Raw genomic sequence first — 15,996 nt, 5'->3', positions numbered from 1 at the left:
ACTTGCACCATACACGCACCGTTATGTCCCCTCGTCGCCCGTACAGGTGATCCATAACAAAACGGTTCGTTCATCAGGAATCGTATATGAGACGCATCCAAGTGGCTGCTGGTGGTGGGTGCCGTGGGTAGCGTCGTCGTCTCCCTCGACGCCGAACTCGGCTGGGGCTTCCACGACCTTCCGGAGCCGCCGGCCAACCGCGTCGAGTCCGGCCGTCGCGGCTGGTCGGTGATGCTCGAGTTGCTAGACGAGTTCGACGTTCCGGCGACGTGGGCCGTCGTCGGTCACCTCATGCTCGAGTCCTGCGACGGCGTTCACGAGGATCATCCCGCGCCGCCGGGCTGGTTCGACCGCGAACGCGGCGCGTGGGCCGACCGGGAGGACCTCCGGTTCGGCCCCGACCTCGTCGAGGGCGTTCTCGAGGCCGACGCCGACCACGAACTCGCCAGTCACACCTTCTCACACGTCCTCTTCGGGGATCCGAAGACGGACCGGGAACTCGCCGCCGCGGAGCTCGATCGAGCCACCGAAATCGCCGCCGAGTGGGGCGAGTCGATCGACTCGTTCGTCTACCCGCGCAACGACGTGGGCCACCGGGACGTGCTGGCCGAGTACGGCGTCTCGGCGTACCGCGGTCGGTCGCCGACCCGGGACGGCGTCCGCGGCGTCTTCGACTCGACGATCCGCGATCAGTCGCTGGTGACCACCCCCCGAACCGACGAACACGGGCTGGTCAACGTGCCGGCCTCGCTGTTCCTCTTCGGCTTCGAGGGACCAGCTCGGACCGTCGCGGAGTCGATCTGGACGGACCCCATGCTCGAACTAGCCCGCCGCGGGATCGACGAGGCGGTTCGATCGGACGGCGTCTTCCACATGTGGCTCCACCCGAACAACCTCACGAGCGAGCGGGACGACCAGCGCATGCGGTCGATCCTCTCGCACCTCGAGCGCCGCCGTTCGGAGACCGACCTCACCGTCGAAACGATGGGCGAGGTCGCGCGCCGCATCCGGCGATCGCGCGAGGCCGGAATCGACGGCGCCGCCGCCGGCGTCGACGGCCAGGCGACGGTGAGTTCGAACTGACCGACACCGATCGATCCGTCGCGGTACCGCCGCGAGGACGTTGCGAGAAGGGGACTGCTACCGGCCTCGGACCGTAGGTATGCCGACGATAACAAAGCCTGCTCCCGGCCCCTTTTCGGGCAGATGCCACCGACAGTTCTGCGTCGATGGACCGACTCGAGCGCGTTCGAACTCGGCGTGCTCGGTGTCGGGAACATCGGCATGGTTCACCTGAAGTCGGCGCTTTCGATGCCCGGCGTGGAGGTCGTCGCGGCGGCCGACGCGGTCCCGGAAAACCGCGACCGGGCCGATCGCGCCGGCGCGGCGCGGACGTACGACGACTACACGACGCTGCTCGAACACGAAGACCTCGACGCGGCGATCGTCGCGCTCCCGCCGTTTCTCCACGCCGACGCGGTCGAACGCGCCGCCGAGGAGGGCGTCGACGTCTTCGTCGAGAAACCGATGGCGCGGTCGACCGAGGAAGCCGACCGGATGCTCGAGACGGCCCGAGAGGCGGGGATCGCCGTCGGCGTCGACCACACGCTGCGCTACCAGCCCGACATGGCCGGCGTGAAAGACGAGTACGACGAGGGCAGCGTCGGCCACGTTCCTTACGCTTCGATCACGCGGCTCAACGACCACCCGCTGGGGAAGCCGCCGGCCGACGAGGCGCCCCCGGAGTGGCCGATGGACCCCGACACCGCCGGCGGCGGCTCGCTGATCGAACTCGGCGTCCACTGTTTCGACGTCCTCGAGTGGCTGTTCGGCGACCTCGAGGTCCGGGACGCGACGATGGGACAGACCCTCGAAATTCCCGCCGAGGACGCCGCAACCGTCCTGCTCCGGGCGCCGGAGACAGAGACGACGATCACGCTTCACTGCGGCACCTACCAGTGGGAACAGCTTCCCGAGGTCAACACCCGACTGCGCCTCGAGGGCGTGACGGGGACGGTCAGCAACCGGGACCACCTCCGGGACAACTTCTACGCGGGCGCGGCCAAGTCCGCACTGTCGAATGTCGCGAGCCGGTTCACCGGCGACGAGCCCGACGTCTTCGGCCCCACCTTCTACCTACAGGCCCACTACGACGCGCTGGAAGACTTCTGTGAAGCCGTCCGCAACGACGAGACACCCCCGGTCGACGGCGCCGACGGCCGGCGGACGCTGGAACTCGCTGAGGCCGCCTACGAACTGGCCGCCGAGAACGACGACGCCGAGATCGAGACGCCGGAGGTGATGCCGTGAGCGTCCACGTGAGCGGTGTCGACGACCCCGACCGTCACGGCGGCTGGACGCCCGACGTCGACCGCCGGCTGGCGACCCTCGAGTCGCCGGTTCGAGCCGTCCTCGAGCCCTACGTGAGTTCGCTGACGGCGACCGACCGGATCGCGCTCGTCCCCGACGCCCACTACCCGTTCCATCCGTCGTCGGGGATGGTCACCGACCCCGCGGTCGTCGGCTCGATCGCCGGACAGCTCGGGACCTGGACCGACGCCGACGTCGCTATCGCAGGCGCGAGCGACGAGCGGATCGCGTTCGATCGGACCGCCGCCTACCTGGACTATCCGGCCATTGCCGACCAGTTCGACGTCGACCTCGTCGACCTCGCGGACGGCGGCCGGCGCAACATGATCGCCACCGTCGACGACGAGCAGGTGTCGGTGTCGGTCCCCGACCGGCTCGTCGAGAGCACCGTCGTCGTCGTGCCCACGCTGCGGCCGACCGAAGCCGGCCCCGTCGCCGGCGGCAGCCGCGCGCTCGGTCGGCTCGTGAGCAGCGTCGCCGACGCCGATCCCACCGCTGTCGCGGCGACGCAGGCTATCGAGCCGGCCCTCTCCGTACTGGACGCGACGACCGTCTACAGCGGCGACCCCGTCGCGGCCGACGCGCTGTTCGCGGGGCCGACGGCGCAGGTCGACGCGATCGGCTCGTCGCTGCTCGAGCGATCGATCGAGGAAGACCCCGTGCTTCGGCGGATACACAGCGACGACGAGCCGTCGATCTCCCTCGAACGCGCCGCGGACGATCCTGACGCCGAGGTCGACCTCGCGGCGCTCAGACGCCGCTTGCCCGAGGGCGAACTGCCGCCGCGGGACGATACCCACCCCGCCGTCACGACCGCTTTCAGACTGTACGCCGCAGTGGCCGGCGACGCCGTTCCGCCACAGCTCGAGCAGCGATGACGGGCGGCAAGACCGCCGCCGTCACCGGCGCGACGGGCTTTCTCGGTACGCACCTCTGCGAGCGGCTGCTCGCTGACGGCTGGGACGTCCGTGCCCTGAGCCGCCCCTCGTCGGACCGGGGCGACCTCGCGGACGCCGATATCGACTGGTACGTCGGCGACCTCTTCGACGTTCCGACGCTGCACGAACTCGTCGACGGCGCCGACGTCGTCTTCCATCTGGCCGGAATCGGGCTCTGGACCGCCGGCCCCGAGACCGTCTATCGGGTCAACGCCGACGGCACCGAGAACGTCCTCGCGGCCTGCTGGGACGCCGATTGCGGGCGACTCGTCTTCACGAGCACGTCCGGGACCCGCCGGCCCGAGGGCGACGCGGCGTTCGCCGACGAGACCGACGTCACCGAACCGATCGGCGCCTACCAGGAGTCGAAGGCGGCGGCCGAGCGGCTGGTCGACGACTACGCCGCCGACGGCGGCGACGCCGTTACCGTCCACCCGACGTCGATCTTCGGCCCCGGCGACGAGGAGTTTACCGTCCAGTTGCTGTCGATGGGCCTCGAGCCGACGATGCCCGCCTACCTCCCGGGCGGGCTGAGCATCGTCGGCGTCTCGGACGTCGTCGACGGCCTGCTGCTGGCCGCCGAGCGCGGCGCCAGCGGCGACCACTACATCCTCGGCGGCGAGAACCTCACCTACCGGCAGGCGGTCTCGCGGATCGCCAACGCGGCTGACGGCTCTCCAGCCCGGATCCAGGTGCCTGCGACGGCGATCCACGCCGCCGGCCCGGTCGCCGAGGCGGCCAGCGCCGTCGCCGACGTGCGCCTGTTCCCGTTCGACCGCCAGATGGCCCGGCTGGCGACCGAGCGGCTCTTCTACACTTCGCGGAAGGCTCAGGCCGAACTGGGCTACGAGTACCGGCCGATCGAGGCCCACCTGCCGGAGACCCTCGAGTGGTACCGGACGGAGGCGTAGGAGCGCCGAACGGAGAAGCCGGCAGCTATCGGCGATTGACGGCGGGTAGAATAGTTTCGTCCGCTTCTTTTGCCAGGATCCATCGTACGTCCTCGGAGCGGCGACTCACTCGAGTTCCGGCGCCTCTCGAGCGGGCCGGGTCGTCACCGGCTCGCCGGCGACGGTCTCGTAGACGTCGAGCATCCGATCGGCAGTCCGTTCGATGCTCACCTCGCGGGCGGCCTCGCGGCCGTTCGAGCGTTCCTCGCGCCGCAGGACGTCCACCAGCCCCTCGACCAGTTCGGCGTCGTCGGTCGCGACGCGGGAGGGGTCGACGCCGGCCAGCCGTTCCCGGACGTCGCCGACGTCAAGGGCGACCACGGGGAGGTTGCAGGCCAGCGCCTCCTTGACCGAGTTGGGCGATCCCTCGCTGTCGGAGGTCAACAGGAGCGCGTCGGCGGCGTTCATGTAGTCGGGAACCGCGTCGTGATCGACGCCGTAGACGGTCCGGAGTTCGACCGGTCGCTCGAGCAAGTCGTCGGCCGCGCTGGTGATTCGCTTCGCCCGCGGGTAGTTCTTGACCCCGCGTTCGGGCGGATAGGGGAACAGCACCTGGTAGGCGTCGCCGACGTCGTCCCACCCCACTTTTCGGCGAGCCCGCTCTCGGGGCTCGGGCTGAAACCGATCCAGATCGACGCCGTCGGGGATGATCCGACAGTCGCGGCCGAGTTCGTCGCGCATCTCCCGGGACATGACGACGACCTCGTCGCAAAGCGGCGCGCAGACGCTGCTGACCGGTTTGACCGGGCCGTGAACGTCCGATCCCCACAGCGATAGCACAACCGGCGTGCGCAGTTGGGCGAGGGCCATCGGCGCCGTCAGCCCGTAGTGGGCGTGGATCAGGTCGTAGCCGTTGCCCGCCTCGCGGATCACGTCCGGGACGGTCCGGAGGTAGTCGATCGGACTGCGGTCGACGTCGGCGGCGACCTCCCCGGCGACCGGCAGCGTCGTAAAGGAGACGCCGCGCTCCTCGAGCGCCGCCATCTGCTGGTTCATAAACGGTGCGTCGGCGTTCGCCGTGAGGGTGAGGACGTCCATTGCCGACTCTCCCCGAGTCTACCGACCGGCGGCGTTTTGTTATAGAGCGGTCAGCCGCGTTGCGGGCTCGATCAATCGTCGTATACCTCCGGTAATCGGACTGAGAATTCCGTCCCCGACGACGAAACGATCGCTAGCGCTCGGGTTATATTCACTTACTCTTATATATTTTCCAGGGCGCTGTCGCGACTCAGAATCGTCAGTTCACCCAGCCAGAACCCGTCCATTGGATAGAGCCGGATCGATGTCGAATCGGTAGTCGACCGCTGATTTCGCGCGCTCGTCACACCCCTCCCCCGTATCCCACACTCCGCGAGCCACGTTTCGCCGAGAAAAGCGCGCGCCGAGGCTCGCGACGGCGACGATCGTCGCTATCGTCGGCCCGATCGACGTAGCCGTCCTATTACAAAACGTCGCTCCGGGCTACGTTCTGTCGATGCGGATCCTCGTCTTTGCCAATACGCCCGCACACGTCCATCTGTACCGACACGCCGTCGACCGCCTCGAGGACGCGGGACACGACGTGCTCGTGTTGACTCGGGAGTACGCCTGTACGACGGACTTACTCGAGTTCTTCGGTATGCCGTATCGGGTGTACGGCGAACACGAGACCGACGGCTACTCGACGGCGCGGTTCGCCCGCGAGCTCGGCGGCCAGTTCTACACGATCGGTCGCGAGGCGCTGCGGTTCGATCCGGATGTGGTCTTCGGTCGCGGCCCCTACGCCGCGTACGCGGGAACGCTGACCCGCACGCCGGTCGTCCTCGTCCTCGACGACGAGCCGGGCGATTTCAACCACACCGTCTCCCGGCCCTTCGCCGACTGCATTCTCTCACCCGCCGTCACGCGGCGCGACCTCGGCGACGACCACTACACCTTTCAGGGGTTCATTGAGTGTTCGTACCTCCACCCCGACGTGTTCGAGCCGGACGCGAACGTCCGGGAGTTCCTCAGCGTCGATCCGGACGAGCCGTACGTCCTCGTCCGGTTCAATGCCCTCGACGCTCTCCACGACACCGACCTCGAGGGATTCCGCCCCGAGCAGCGCCGCGATCTGATCGAGCGCCTGAGCGAGCACGCGACCGTCTTCGTCTCCGACGAGGGCGACGAGATGGACCTCCGCGAACTCCCCGCGCGGCCGTACGACCTCCACCCCGCCATGATCCACGACGCGATGGCCGAGGCCGACCTGCTGGTCGCGGACACGGGGACGATGGTCAACGAAGCCGCGCTCCTGGGCACGCCCGCGTTCCGCTTCCGAGGCACCGACGACCACGAGTACGGCGAATTTCAGGAACTCGAGCGCGCCGGCCTCGCCGAGCAGTTCGACGACTACGCCGCGGTTCGCGACCGCTCGATCGAGATCCTCACGGACGACGGCGCGGGCGAACGCTGGGAGCGCCGTCGCCAGGAGTACGTCGCCGAGTTGGTGAACCTCTCCGATCTGCTCGTCGAGGTCGCCCTGTCCCGCGGCGCTATCGACCAGCTCAGTTCGCCGACCCGCGGCGCGTTACAGCCCAAACGGCGCGAGCAGCCGCAGCACTGAGGCGGTCGTAACGCTTGGCCGGCAACGGCAAGTGCGATATGTAACTGCCTGTCCGTTGACTGTTCAGCCACACGATGTATCAGAACATTCTGCTCGCGACCGACGGGAGCGACGCCGCTCGTCGGGCGACCGAACACGCGATCGAACTCTCCAGCCAACTCGGAGCCAAACTCCACCTCCTCTCGGTGTCCGAAGACGGCCCCCAGGCGACGGATAAACAGGACGAGATGCGGACGGACCACCAGGCAGAGGCCAACGAGGCCGTCGAGGAGGCCGAACGGACCGCCGAGTCTCGCGGGGTCGAGACGTCTACCGTCGTCCGTCACGGCGTCCCACAGGAGGAGATCGTCAACGTCGCTGAGACGAACGCAATCGATCTGATCGTCATGGGGACCCACGGCCGCTCGGGACTCGATCACCTGGTCACTGGCAGCGTCGCCGAGGAGGTCGTCCGGAACGCGCCGGTTCCGGTCGTCACCGTTCGAGAGTAGTCGTATCGCCTCGTTCGAGAACGCCCGCGGCGTTCCGCTCGACAGTGGGCATCTCGTCCGACAGCTACTCCGATCGCTCGAGGTAGCTCCCCTCGGGACGACTTTCGTCCGTCGTTCGCCGAGGGCTGGGCGGTCGACCCGCCGCTAATGACGGATTATACTCCGGGTACGGAATCGATAATTAACCACCGCGACCCTGAATCCCGCGCTATCGTGGCCGTACGGTTTCCGACGAGTCGCGGGCGCCCGGCGGCCGATCGACCGTGCCGCCGGCCGCTCCAGGTCGGTTTTGCCCAGCCGCGTCCCCGGCGTTCGCCAGCGGAGGCGATCGGACGATGAGCGGCGGGACCGCGACCGTCGCCGGCGATGTCCTCCGGGTGCTCGTCGTCGGCGACGCGCGGCGAATCGACGCCGCGACGGACGCCCTCTCCTCGCAGCTCGAGTCGATTTCGATCGTCAGGGAGCGGACGCTCGCGACCGCCGTCGAGCGGCTCGCGCAACTCGAGATCCACTGCGTCGTCTGTCCGTTCGAGGCGGGGGCCGATCCGTCGCCGCTCGCGGCCGTTCGCGACCGGAACGGCGAGGTCCCCGTCGTCGCCGTCGTCGACGGCGCGGCCGCCGAAGCAGCCCTCGAGGCGGGCGCGACCGACGTCGTCGAAGCCGACGATCCGCCGCCGCTCGTCGCGACGCGGGTCAAGAACCTGGCCGATCGCTCCCGTCTCGAGACCACGCCGGACCGTCGCGACGGGTCGCTGCTCGAGCGCTCCGAGGCGCTCGTCTGGGTGGTCGACGCGGACGGCGACCTCGAGCGCGTCAGTTCGGCGGTCGAGCCGCGGCTGGGGTACGCGCCGACCGAACTCGAGCGGACGCCGCTGGCGCGACTCGTCCACCCCGAGGATCGCGAGTCGGCGACCGACCTCCTCGAGACCGCGGCGGCGGCCGCGTTCGGGGCGACCGAGCGCGAGACCGTCCGGCTCGGTCACGCCGACGGAACCTGGAACGTCTACGATCTGCGCTGTACCAACCGGCTCGGCGACCCCGACGTCAACGGGCTCGTGTGCACGCTCGAGGCCGCGTTGGCCCGGGAACCGGACGACCCCGCTCGACAGGCGCTCGACCGGTTCGACGAGCCGGTGTTCTCCCTCGGACCGGCCTGGGAGCTCCGCTACGCCAACGCGGCCGCCGACCGACTGTTCGACGCCGACGGAGCGGCCGAGACCGGAACCGTCGTTTGGGACCTCCTCGACGACGCTGTTCGCGGCCGGTTCGCCGAACGGCTCCAGGAGGCGGCCGCGACGGAGCGGATCGTCTCCTTCGAGACCCCGTATCCCTCGCTCGAGACCCGGCTGTCGGTGTCCGTCCATCCCGGCGGGGACGGCGTCACCGTGTACGCGCGCGAGGCGGACGCCGCGGCCTCTCCCGTCGACCGCGAGCGGCTCGACCTCCTCGAGTCGGTCGTCGACGCCGTCGAGGACGGACTCGTCGTGCTCGAGGGATCGACGATCCGCTTCGCCAGCGCCGGCCTCTTCGCGTCGCCCGACGCGGAGCCGCTGGTCGGCCGGGAACTGGACGCGCTCTTCGACCCCGAGCTCGCCGCGGCGGTTCGCGAACGGGCGTCGGCGACGGTCGCCAGGTGGATGGAGCCGGTTTCGGGGACGCTCACTCTCGACGGACGGGCGGTCGACGTCTTCGTGACGCCGCTTTCGGACGATCGAGTCCTCTGCGTCGTCCGTGACAGGCGCCGTTCGGCGGCGGCCGCGCTGTCGACCGTCGGGGAGACGGTCGCGACGATCCGGGCCGCCGACTCGCCGGCCGCCGTTCGGCGGGCGACCGTCAACGCGGCGCTGACCTGTGCGGGCGCCGACCTCGCCGCGTGGTATCTCCGGGAGGACGAGCGTCTCAGACCGGCGGCGGTCGAAACGGCGTCGGCCGCCGGTTCGGTCGATCTGCCGCCGATCGATCCCGACGAGACCGAGCTGCTCGAGCACCTCGCCGAGGCCGAGACCGCGACCGAGGACGAGCCCGGATTCGAGACCGGAACCGACGCGGGCGGACCGGCCGTCGCCTTCGATCGCTCGGAACTCGAGTCCGTGCTCGAAAACGCCGGAATCAGAGCCGAACGGGTCGTCGCCGTCCCATTCGGGGACCGCGGCGTGGTGCTCGCGACGAGCACCGAGCCGATGGCCTTCGGGAAGCGCGACCGACTCCCGCTCGAGATCGTCGTCGACGCGGCCGCGACGGCCCTCGAGGCCCTCGAGGGCGCGGCGGCGGCGCGATCGTGTCGGACGGAGCTCGAACGCCTCGAGTCCGTCGTCGACCGTTGTCGTCGGCTCCGCGAGATCGAGCGGACGCTGCTCGCCGGCGAGACGCGCCGCGAGATCGAGTCCTCGCTCTGCGAGGCACTCGTTTCCCTCTCGTTCGACGAGGCCCCCGGCACGATCGACCTGGCCTGGATCGGCGACGTCTCGGCGGGTTCCGACCACATTTCGCCCGACGCCTGGGCCGGGCGGAACGGCGACGCGATCGAGTCGATGTCGGTCCCGATGGACGGCGACGAGTCGACGCATCCGACCGCGAGAGCGGCGACGGCGCTTGAGCCGATCGCTGCTGCGGACGTCGATGCCGCCGACGCGACCGAGGCGTGGGACCGTCGGACCGCCGAACGCGAGTTTCGATCCGCGCTGAGCGTTCCGCTGGCGATCGACGACTTCTGTTACGGCACCCTCACCGTCTACGCCGAGCAGCCGGCGGCGTTCGACGACGCCATGCGGGCGGTCTGTACCCACCTCGCGACGGTCGCCAGCCACGCGATCGCCGCCGTCGAGCGCAAACGGGCGCTGCTCTCCGAGCGCGTCACCGAACTCGAAATCGTCCTGCAGGGAACCGACGAGCCCCTGTCGGCCGTCGGTCACCGACTCGATCGCCGACTCGACGTCGAGACCGTCGTCCCGCGATCGTCGTCCGGTTCGACGGTGTTCTGTACCGCGACCGACGTCACCGAGGACGCGCTCCGGGCGGCCGTCGAACCGGTGTCGGGCGTCGAATCCGGACGGATCGTCGGCGAGCGACCGGACGCGTCGCTGCTCGAACTCGTCCTCACGACGTCGACGCTCGCCACCACCCTCGCCGAGCACGGCGGCGTGTTGCGCTCCGTCGTCCCGGTCGACGACCGCACCCGGCTCGTCGTCGACCTCTCGAGCACGGTCGACGTCCGGTCGTTCGTCCGCCTGATCGAACGCCGCCAGCCGGGGGCGAACTTGGTCGCCCGCCGGGAGCGTGACCGGTCGGTCCAGCCCGCCCGCGCATTCGACGCCGAACTCCGCACGCGGCTCTCGGAGCGACAGCTTCGAACCCTCGAGACCGCCTACTACGGCGGCTTCTTCGAGTGGCCCCGCGAGAGCACCGGCGAGGAGATCGCCGATTCGCTCGGCGTCTCCCAGCCGACGTTCAGCCGCCACCTGCGGCTGGCCCAGCGGAAGGTCTTCGCGTTGCTGTTCGACGAGCGACCCGACGCCGCCGAGGAATAGTATCAAAACCCGTGTGGGTATTAGCGGCTTACTGCGGCTCAAATCGGCGAATCGGTGTGTAAGGCGCTATTTCTTCCGCCGGTTAACGTTCAGGAACGACGACGCGTGAATAGATATAGGGGGTCTCGCCGGCGCCGGTTCCGTGTATAGCGTCTACCACCATGTACTCGCGGCCGAATTCAGTAGTCGATGAGCGAGTTCGCGGTAACGAGGAATTACAGCCGGTATCCGGCAGGAGGGATCGACCTGTGAGCATCGACGTCACCGAATACGAGGACGACCACACGGGAATTCGGTCGGAGGCCGACGGCGGCATCGTCACCCAACTCCGCCTCGACCACTCGTCGCTGTTCCTGCGCCCGACCCTTCGCCGAGCGACCGACGTCACCGTCGAGCCCGAGTACTGGACCACCCTCAGCACGGGCCGGACGCTCGTTTTCTGTAGCGTCTCCGGCGAGTCGTTCGAGGACTTCGAGTCGGCGTTGGAGCTCGACCCGACGGTCGCCGATCCGGTGCTCGCGGACCGCTACCCCGACCGGCGCGTCTACCGGGTCGAACTCACCGACCGAGCGGTGACGTTCATCGCGGCGACGGCCGAAGTCGGCGGCCGACTGTTGGACCTCTCGAGTTCCCGCGACGGCTGGCGCGTCCAGCTCCAGTTCCCGAACCGGGACGATCTCGTCTCGTTCAACGACCACTGCCGCGACCGCGACATCTCGGTTACGGTCGACCACCTGCGACTCTCCGACGACGAGGACGACTGCGTCGTCGCTCTGACGGAAAAACAGGAGGAACTGCTGGCCGTCGCCCACGAGGAGGGCTACTTCGACGTTCCCCGCGGCATCTCCCAGGACGAACTGGCCGACCGACTCGGCGTCTCGAAGTCCGCGGTCTCCCAGCGGCTCCGTCGTGCGATCGGCGAACTCTGCGCGTCGAAACTCTGCTGAGCCGTCGCTCCGTCTCGTACTGAGCCGGCAGCTACGTATTCTATTCTGGTCTCCTGTCGAACCGATCGGTCGCGATACGCGCGCACGAAATGAGAAAATTCGGCTTCGAATCGGGTCCGCTCGCCGACCCGGCCCCGTTCGTCGTCGCTCCCCGCCGATCCTCGAGTCTTATTCCTCGGTCTCGTCGTCGTCGTCTTTCATCGAGCCGAGCTGCGAGACGAGCTCGTCGGTCGAGGCGTCGGACTCGAACGACAGCTGTCCGTCGTGATCGTTTTCGTGGACGTTGACGGCCTCGACATCGTCCTCGTCGTCCGCCGTCTGCTGCTGTTGCTCGGATTCGTCGTAGCTACCAAAACCCATACACTCACTTCACCAGCGACTACCAAAGGTGTGCCGATTCGATGTGTCCCCGCGGCGAATCCCCACATTTCGGGTCGCCGACGTGACAGCGCCACCCGGGTCGCCCGACCGCGTTTCCGGACCGCCGCCGCCGCCGCGCCTGCCGGCGATTTCGACCGGAACCCCGGTGTGTTCACCGGTCGGTTCCTGTCTCGGGTTGCGCGCTGGGGAGTCCGCGGGATCTCGTCGCGTGGTGGGTGTCGACGGGGAGAACGGACCGGCTACACCGGGAACCGGAGGTCCCGGTCGATCGATTCATTCTCGATAGTGTTTCCTTTACGACCCCCGCTATCAGTAGGGGACCCGATCGTGCTCTCTCGTGAGTCTCCGCGAGCCCGTGATCCGAAGCCGCTACCGGCGGCGCGTTCCGTGTAGTTTTCGTCGGTCTCAGTTCGCCTGTTCGGTTGCGGTTCTGTACGCAGTAATTGTTTGTTGTTTGGTTGACATACTGGTTATAGAACTCGGTTTCGGACGAATTATCGTCGGTTTTTCTGCTCGAATTGCACGGACATGTTCGAAACATGACCAAATCGATGAGTGTCCCGAATTCGTATATCGGGGAGGGAGCGCCGAGGTCGACTGTTACCCGTCAACTACCGCTTCCAGTAGCCCGTCTATAGTAATGAGTGCTGCTGGGAAGGGATGCAATATGTCCGTGTACCGCCCGCCGTCTCGAACAGTCGCCCCGGAAGCGCACCGATCGATGGCGCTATCGCGAGCGGCCGTTCGATCTCCCGTCTCCGCAACTGCGACGTCCCGTTCGATAACTGCTGTGGCGTTCCGGGGGAGCCGCGCTCCCGGACGACCGTACGGGGGGTGACCGTCGATGTGTGGAATCATCGGCCGCGTCGGCGACGGAAACGCCTTCGAATCGCTGTTGACCGGCCTCGAGAACCTCGAGTACCGCGGCTACGATTCGGCCGGCATCGCCGTCCAGAACGGATCGGGTATCAACGTCGAAAAGCGCTCCGGCAAGGTCGACGAGCTGCGTGAGTCGATCGACGACACGCCGCTCGAGGGCTCGGTCGGGATCGGACACACGCGCTGGAGTACCCACGGCCCGCCGACCGACGAGAACGCCCACCCGCACACCGACGAGACGAAAGACGTCGCCGTCGTCCACAACGGCATCATCGAGAACTACGCCGAGCTCAAGTCCGAACTGGCTGACTACGGCCACGAGTTCACCAGCGACACCGACACCGAGGTCATCCCCCATCTCATCCAGTTCTATCTCGACGAGGGGATGGACAACGAGGCGGCCTTCCGCCGCGCCATCGACGAACTCGAGGGAAGCTACGCCGTCACGGCGATGCTCTCCGGCGAACACGTCCTCTACGCCGCTCGACAGGGATCGCCGCTGGTCGTCGGCATGGAGGACGGCGAGTACTTCCTCGCCAGCGACGTTCCCGCCTTCCTCGAGTACACCGATAGCGTCGTCTACCTCGAGGACGGCGACGTCGTCATCGTCGACGACGACGGCGTCGAGTTCACCGACCTCGACGGAGACCCGATCGTGCGCGAACCCGAGACCGTCGAATGGGACCCCGAGCAGGCCGGGAAGGGCGAGTACGACCACTTCATGCTGAAGGAAATCCACGAGCAGCCGACCGCCCTGGGTCAGGCCCTGGAGGGGCGGATCGACACCCAGAACGGCCGGATCGCGCTCGCGGACGTCGAGCCCGGAACGTTCACGGATATCGATAGCGTCCAGTTCATCGCCTGTGGAACCTCCTACCACGCCGCGCTGTACGGCTCGCTCGCGCTGAAACAGGCCGGCGTCGAGTCGACCGCCCTGCTGGCGAACGAGTACAGCGTCTCGGCGCCGCCGATCGACGACGACACGCTCGTGGTCGCGGTCACCCAGAGCGGCGAGACGGCGGACACGTTAAACGCCCTGCGCCACGCCAAGGCTGAGGGAGCGATGACCGTCACGGTCACGAACGTCGTCGGTTCGACCGCCGCTCGCGAGGCCGACGAGGCGCTGTTCATCCGCGCCGGCCCCGAGATCGGCGTCGCCGCGACGAAGACGTTCTCCTCCCAGGCCGTCATGCTGACGCTGCTGGGCCAGCGCATCGCCGCCGACCGCCACGGCGAACCGCCGGCCGACCTCGATACCCTATTGGCTGAACTGGCCGCGATGCCCGACGCGCTCGACGACCTGCTCGCGGAGACCGACGCCGAGGCGATCGCCGAGCGCTACCACAATAGCCGGTCGTACTTCTTCATCGGCCGCGGACTCGGCTTCCCGGTGGCCCTCGAGGGCGCGCTGAAGTTCAAGGAGATCACCTACGAGCACGCCGAGGGGTTCGCCTCGGGCGAGCTCAAACACGGCCCGCTGGCGCTGGTGACGCCCGACACGCCGGTCTTCGCGATTTTCACCGGTCAGGAGGACGAGAAGACGCTGAAAAACGCTGAGGAAGCGCAGACCCGCGGCGCGCCCGTGGTCGCCGTCTGCCCCGAAGACCACCGGGCCGTCGACGTCGCGGATGCCCACCTCGAGATCCCGGAGACCGACGCCGACCTCGCGGGACTGCTCGCGAACGTCCAGTTGCAACTCGTCTCCTACTACGCGGCCGACCTCCTCGACCGACCGATCGACAAGCCACGCAACCTGGCGAAGAGCGTCACCGTCGAATAACCCGCGGTCGAGGCCGACCGCCATTCGTTTTTTCTGTCCCGGACCGTCTCCGTCCGATGGACTCGAGTTCGAGTAGCTGAACGTCGCGCGTCCGAATACGCAAAAACCGAAAATCGAAAACCGACCGGGCCGCGTCGTACCTGCTGCTCTCGGATCGAACGCGTGAGTACCGAGTACGAGTCGACGAGGCCGCGGGAACCGAAACCACCCCCATAGTTTCGGCTCCGAGCGGCGTCGTCGGGCTCCAGCCCGCGACCCGCACTCGAACCGTCGGAACCGCGCTGGAGGGGACTGCCGCGATCGTATCGGATCTGATCGACTCCCTCCATCCGATCTAGCTATTCGCCGTGGTATAAAGCCCCCACTTGCTACCGATGGTTCCGGTGCCCATCCCGCCGTTCGGACGCTGTCGACAGGATCGACGCGACGGACCGGCGGTTCGCGTCGCGCTACCCGTCGCGTTCGACGACCTCGCCGGGCCGCGTCGTCGCTCCCGCGGCGAGTTTCAGCCCGGGGGTCAGACTCGAGTTGATACCGGTCTTGGCGCCGTCGCCGGCGACGACGCCGAACTCGCGTCGCCCCGTCGGGACGCGCTCGCCCTTGACGGAGAGTTCGACGATCGCCCCGTCGTGGCGTCGGTTCGCGACCGTCGTCCCGGCGCCGAAGTTGACGTTGCGCCCGAGGACGCTGTCGCCGACGTACGAGAGGTGGCTGACCGAGGTGTCGCATGAGAGAACGCTGTTCTCGATCTCGACAGCGTTGCCGACCGACGCGCCCTCGCCGATCAGCGTGGCGCCTTGGACGTAGGCGTTCGGTCCGACGGTCGCACCCGAGCGGATCAGGACCGGTCCCTCGATGACGGTTCCCGGTTTCACCGTCGCCCCCTGTTCGACGACCACATCGCCCTCGAGGTGGGCGTCGTCGCTGACCCGGCCGTCGATCCGCCGGTCGAGATTGGCGAGCTTCCACTCGTTGGCCTCGAGGAGTTCCCAGGGTCGGCCGACGTCGAGCCACTGATCGAGGGCGATCGGTGTCACCGCGAACCGGTCGAGCACTTTCGCGAGCACGTCGGTGATCTCGTGTTCGCCGCGCTCGCTTTCGGGGACCTCGAGCCACTCGCGGGCGCGTTCGGGGAAGGCGTAGGCGCCG

General features: G+C 68.1%; 12 protein-coding genes. 9 read left to right on the top strand and 3 right to left on the bottom strand.

Features of this window, described 5'->3' with window-relative positions:
* Positions 1 to 123: 123 nt before the first annotated feature.
* The 4 genes from EH209_RS22260 to EH209_RS22245 all read left to right on the top strand — a co-directional run bounded on the left by EH209_RS22260 (position 124) and on the right by EH209_RS22245 (position 4,219).
* Positions 124 to 1,083, top strand: coding sequence for a polysaccharide deacetylase family protein (locus tag EH209_RS22260; RefSeq protein WP_126665004.1), 960 nt, complete (start codon positions 124 to 126; stop codon positions 1,081 to 1,083).
* A 123-nt stretch (positions 1,084 to 1,206) separates the two neighbouring features.
* Positions 1,207 to 2,310: a Gfo/Idh/MocA family protein gene (locus EH209_RS22255; RefSeq protein WP_126665003.1), complete on the top strand. Its 1,104-nt coding sequence runs from the start codon at positions 1,207 to 1,209 to the stop codon at positions 2,308 to 2,310.
* The gene (locus tag EH209_RS22250; RefSeq protein WP_126665002.1) at positions 2,307 to 3,248 is read left to right on the top strand and encodes a hypothetical protein; all 942 of its coding nucleotides are present in this window, start codon (positions 2,307 to 2,309) and stop codon (positions 3,246 to 3,248) included. Before EH209_RS22255 ends, EH209_RS22250 begins: the two co-directional genes overlap by 4 nt.
* Positions 3,245 to 4,219 (top strand): NAD-dependent epimerase/dehydratase family protein, encoded by a 975-nt coding sequence (locus EH209_RS22245; RefSeq protein ID WP_126665001.1) that lies wholly within the window; start codon positions 3,245 to 3,247, stop codon positions 4,217 to 4,219. Before EH209_RS22250 ends, EH209_RS22245 begins: the two co-directional genes overlap by 4 nt.
* A 105-nt stretch (positions 4,220 to 4,324) precedes the next feature.
* On the opposite strand, the gene EH209_RS22240 is transcribed toward EH209_RS22245, so the two are convergent.
* Entirely contained in the window at positions 4,325 to 5,296 is a 972-nt protein-coding gene (locus tag EH209_RS22240) for a glycosyltransferase (protein ID WP_126665000.1), read from the bottom strand.
* 436 nt (positions 5,297 to 5,732) lie between these two features.
* Between EH209_RS22240 and EH209_RS22235 the strand changes: the two genes are divergently transcribed.
* The 4 genes from EH209_RS22235 to EH209_RS22220 all read left to right on the top strand — a co-directional run bounded on the left by EH209_RS22235 (position 5,733) and on the right by EH209_RS22220 (position 11,807).
* On the top strand, positions 5,733 to 6,842 hold the full coding sequence (locus EH209_RS22235) for a DUF354 domain-containing protein (protein WP_126664999.1): 1,110 nt from the start codon (positions 5,733 to 5,735) through the stop codon (positions 6,840 to 6,842).
* Between the two features lie 74 nt (positions 6,843 to 6,916).
* Complete coding sequence (locus EH209_RS22230) at positions 6,917 to 7,333, top strand: universal stress protein (RefSeq protein ID WP_126664998.1); 417 nt, start codon at positions 6,917 to 6,919, stop codon at positions 7,331 to 7,333.
* Positions 7,334 to 7,668: 335 nt separating this feature from the next.
* Positions 7,669 to 10,860, top strand: a complete 3,192-nt coding sequence (locus EH209_RS22225; RefSeq protein WP_211338413.1) for a bacterio-opsin activator domain-containing protein — start codon at positions 7,669 to 7,671, stop codon at positions 10,858 to 10,860.
* A 248-nt stretch (positions 10,861 to 11,108) separates the two neighbouring features.
* Positions 11,109 to 11,807: a helix-turn-helix domain-containing protein gene (locus tag EH209_RS22220; protein WP_126664996.1), complete on the top strand. Its 699-nt coding sequence runs from the start codon at positions 11,109 to 11,111 to the stop codon at positions 11,805 to 11,807.
* A 168-nt stretch (positions 11,808 to 11,975) separates the two neighbouring features.
* Here the strand turns inward: EH209_RS22220 and EH209_RS22215 are convergent, their stop codons facing one another.
* The gene (locus tag EH209_RS22215) at positions 11,976 to 12,167 is read right to left on the bottom strand and encodes a DUF5786 family protein (RefSeq protein ID WP_126664995.1); all 192 of its coding nucleotides are present in this window, start codon (positions 12,165 to 12,167) and stop codon (positions 11,976 to 11,978) included.
* Positions 12,168 to 13,032: 865 nt separating this feature from the next.
* Here EH209_RS22215 and glmS point away from each other — a divergent pair.
* Positions 13,033 to 14,847, top strand: coding sequence for a glutamine--fructose-6-phosphate transaminase (isomerizing) (gene glmS / locus EH209_RS22210; RefSeq protein ID WP_126664994.1), 1,815 nt, complete (start codon positions 13,033 to 13,035; stop codon positions 14,845 to 14,847).
* A 449-nt stretch (positions 14,848 to 15,296) separates the two neighbouring features.
* Here the strand turns inward: glmS and glmU are convergent.
* Positions 15,297 to 15,996: bifunctional sugar-1-phosphate nucleotidylyltransferase/acetyltransferase (glmU, locus tag EH209_RS22205; RefSeq protein ID WP_343132697.1), on the bottom strand; the 700-nt coding region annotated here is incomplete at its 5' end.

This window comes from Haloterrigena salifodinae (genome assembly GCF_003977755.1).
Classification (GTDB): domain Archaea; phylum Halobacteriota; class Halobacteria; order Halobacteriales; family Natrialbaceae; genus Haloterrigena; species Haloterrigena salifodinae.
This window is presented reverse-complemented; position numbering and strand designations above follow the sequence as displayed.